This is a genomic window from Methanohalobium sp., assembly GCF_046546175.1.
Taxonomy (GTDB): domain Archaea; phylum Halobacteriota; class Methanosarcinia; order Methanosarcinales; family Methanosarcinaceae; genus Methanohalobium.
This window is the reverse complement of the sequence record NZ_JBKGYF010000124.1, coordinates 1-3,252: the sequence shown is the minus strand read 5'-3', so window position 1 is coordinate 3,252 and position 3,252 is coordinate 1. Positions and strand designations below refer to the sequence as shown.

Annotated in this window: 4 protein-coding genes and 1 pseudogene; 1 reads left to right on the top strand and 4 read right to left on the bottom strand. The window is 37.1% G+C overall.

The window, feature by feature from the left end; translation table 11 throughout:
* A pseudogene (locus ACLFMM_RS09535) lies at positions 1 to 491 on the bottom strand (RNA-guided endonuclease TnpB family protein); the annotation flags it as partial.
* 164 nt (positions 492 to 655) lie between these two features.
* On the opposite strand from ACLFMM_RS09535, the gene ACLFMM_RS09530 reads away from it, so the two are divergent.
* The gene (locus ACLFMM_RS09530; protein WP_410808499.1) at positions 656 to 1,684 is read left to right on the top strand and encodes a class I SAM-dependent methyltransferase; all 1,029 of its coding nucleotides are present in this window, start codon (positions 656 to 658) and stop codon (positions 1,682 to 1,684) included.
* Positions 1,685 to 1,709: 25 nt separating this feature from the next.
* Here ACLFMM_RS09530 and ACLFMM_RS09525 read toward each other — a convergent pair whose 3' ends face one another.
* The 3 genes from ACLFMM_RS09525 to mch form a co-directional block, all read right to left on the bottom strand.
* Positions 1,710 to 2,075 carry a carboxymuconolactone decarboxylase family protein gene (locus tag ACLFMM_RS09525; protein ID WP_410808498.1) on the bottom strand — a complete coding sequence of 122 codons (366 nt, stop codon included), beginning with the start codon at positions 2,073 to 2,075 and terminating at the stop codon, positions 1,710 to 1,712.
* Between the two features lie 78 nt (positions 2,076 to 2,153).
* On the bottom strand, positions 2,154 to 2,627 hold the full coding sequence (locus ACLFMM_RS09520; protein ID WP_410808497.1) for a DUF2124 family protein: 474 nt from the start codon (positions 2,625 to 2,627) through the stop codon (positions 2,154 to 2,156).
* Positions 2,628 to 2,714: 87 nt separating this feature from the next.
* Positions 2,715 to 3,252: methenyltetrahydromethanopterin cyclohydrolase (gene mch / locus ACLFMM_RS09515; RefSeq protein ID WP_410808496.1), on the bottom strand; the 538-nt coding region annotated here is incomplete at its 5' end.

The following is a 3,252-nucleotide window of genomic DNA, read 5'->3' as shown; positions in this document are numbered from 1 at the left end:
ATCCTAACCTGATTGATGTATTGACCTATTATATTGTCAGGTACCCTGAAATACAGGTACTTGGTTCCATAAGTTTTGTAATAATCTAAACCCAAAGATAATCTGATTTTATCGTCGATAACCTTCAGCTGATCTTTCTTGAAAGTACATATGAAGTTACCGTCTTTATCCAGATACTTCGGAAGGGGAACAGGTTTTTCATATTCACCTTTATTTTTCTTATCCAGAAGTCTGAAGAACGAGTTTATACTGCCATCCACAGTTTCCACAGTATTCTGGGCGACCTGTGATGGCAGTAGTTTATAGTTCTCGTTCTCTTTAACCGTGTGATAAGCATTATCCTTGTCGAGATACTTATTATGGTTGAAGAAATACTGTCTAATCGTATACAATGTGAAATTATACAGGTTCTTGGACAGTTTGGTCAGCCTCTTCAAGGTCTCATAGGTCTGCTTATCAATACGGAGATGATTCTTCTGGGTCAGATACATACATTATACAATCGTTTATCAAAATACTTATATTTTTTTGACTATTTACCATACCACGATGCTAAATACATCGGGGATTTCTTTATAAATCTTGATTCTAAAGGTTACTGTTGCTAATATCTAAAAAATAAACGAATTGTATAGCTATAATGTACCACTCAACCATGAAAAAAGCGATACTTGTACCAAAGGAAAAAGCTGAATCTGTTCGATGCTACCTTTCTGACACCGGTTTACTTGACAGAAACAGAAAAATCAAAAAAAACGCCCTTTATACTGGAGAGTTTCTGGAAATTCCGGTTAAAGATGATGTTGATGGTTATAAGGTTATTGAACAGGATAAACCTGTGTATTATAAACCTGTAATCAAATCTTTAAAAGGAATGCTCAGAAATCAAATTCCAGAAAGGGAGTATCAATATCTCCCGGCAGGATGGCAGTTTGTGGGCGATATAATCATTGTAAGAATACCTGAGGAATTGTGCCACAGAAAAATATTGATAGCGAAAATACTTCTTGAGATGTATCCAAAATGTAAATCAGTAGTAGAAGATTTTGGTATTGAAGGTCAGTTCAGGAAGCCCAAAAGAAAACTTATCATTGGAGAAACAACTGAAACAATCCATAAAGAAAACCGGTGTTATTTCAAACTGGATGTAACAGATGTTATGTATTCAAAGGGTAACCTGGCTGAACGGCAGCGGATGGGTGCTTTTGGAAAGGATGAAATAGTTGTGGATATGTTTTCAGGTATAGGGTATTTTTCCATACAAATGGCAGTCCATTCAAAACCACAAAAACTTATCGCCATAGAAATGAATCCCCGGTCTTTTAAATATCTGCAGGAAAACATAAAGCTGAATAATGTTGGTGATATAGTAATTCCTTTTAATGGTGACTGCAGTGTATGTACACCGGAAAACACAGCAGATAGGGTACTGATGGGATATGTCAGAACAACACACCATTATTTAAGATACGGTATACAGGCTATCAGGGATTCCGGTGGTATACTGCATTATCATGAAACAGTGCCTGAAAATCGTCTTTATGAAAGACCTGTAACAAGAATAAAACGTACTGCCTCTGAATTTGGGAAAAAAGCAGATATCTGTGGCTGCCGTATAATTAAAAAATATTCACCGGGTGTTTACCACGTGGTAATTGATGCGTACATATTTAAACCCGAATAAAAAAATAAAAAAAAATAGTTCTGTTTTATTCAAATCCCAGCTTATTGATTTTATCAAGCAACTCGCTGCTTACATTTGTGAAGTTCTGGATTCCGCCTGTCCAGGCAGCCATCATCATGGCATCATAGATTTCGGTACGGGTTGCTCCGAATTTTTTGAGCCTTTCAAGGATTTTGGATGCACTTTCCACATTGTTGGAGGCACATGCAACTGTAAATACTAGTATGTGTTTATCCTTCATGGAAAGGCCGTTTTCGCGTTCATCCCAGATTGTCTGATAGAATTCTGCTATTCCTTCAGCAAAGTCTTCGTTTATTTCATTTGCAAATTTGATTGCTTTTGGCAGAAAACCTTTTACTTCCTTGATTTCATCTTTTGTACTTTTTTCCATATTAATCACTGATTATTTGCTGTATATATCATGGCTAGCTTACTATTCCTGGTTTGTCTCTATTTTTTTGTAAGACCATCAAACTTCTATTGTGCTGTTGGTTAGGTCTGAATCAATGATGTAATCAAAATCAATATAGTTGTCCCATTCCTGTTCCTGGAAAACGGACTGGAAGCAAACACCGATTATTAATTTGTTTTCTGAATTTTCCAGTGTTTTTGTAACCATATCATTCATATCTGCAGGGTCGATACCCATCTTTGGCATCGCAACACCACCCAACAGAACAACGGTGTCTGCATTGGGGTCGATTTTTTCACCGAGCTGCATACCATCTTCAGCAGCAACTATGGACTTTGCGTTTTCATATTTTAGACCTGGTATAAATGCCATTCCTTTCCCTGTGCCGCGGATAACAAATGCCAGTAATTCTGCAAAGGGAGTACAGAATCCTGGAGAACCGATGAATGTGATGTTATCTGATTCCTTGACCAGTTCTCTGAATCCTGTAAGCTGTCCTCCAATACCTTTTGTAGTTTTTAAAACTTTCATATAATCCCCCTGTAAAGTAATAAATATGTACAACCAGTGGAAAGGTTGTACGACATAAATAATAAGTTCAAATAATGTATTTAAAATTTAAATGGTTTTGACACCAAAAGAATCCAGTAATATACCCGGATTTATTCGTCCACTTGTCAATGTTTTCTTGTTTGTCAGGTCATTGACAGTGATTTTTGCAGGAGCAAACATGTTTGCATCAATCTTATAGAAGTCAAAGTTTGCTTCCTTGAATGTATCATAGAATGGTTTTCCGTAGTCTCTGGAGTTTGCAGAAGGTGTTTTCTTCACAAAATCTTCAAGTTCTTCTACATTGTCATTGCCGTATTCAATGGTATAATAAGTTTCTCCACAATAGATTACGCAATCGTTTGTAGAACCCATGCATTTTGTGTCTCCACCGACAACAGGGGCAATAGGAGCAACTCCGAATCCGCTTTTGATTTTGTTTATGTCAAACCCTACTGATTCAAGTTTGTGGATCCCGGTTTCAACCACACGTGCGGAAACCTGTACAGAACCCGGGATAGAGGATGTTGGTGCAACAGCAATGTAAACGTTATCTGTTTCAACACCACAGTGTTTTGCTATGTATTCAACAACTTCTTCACCCGGG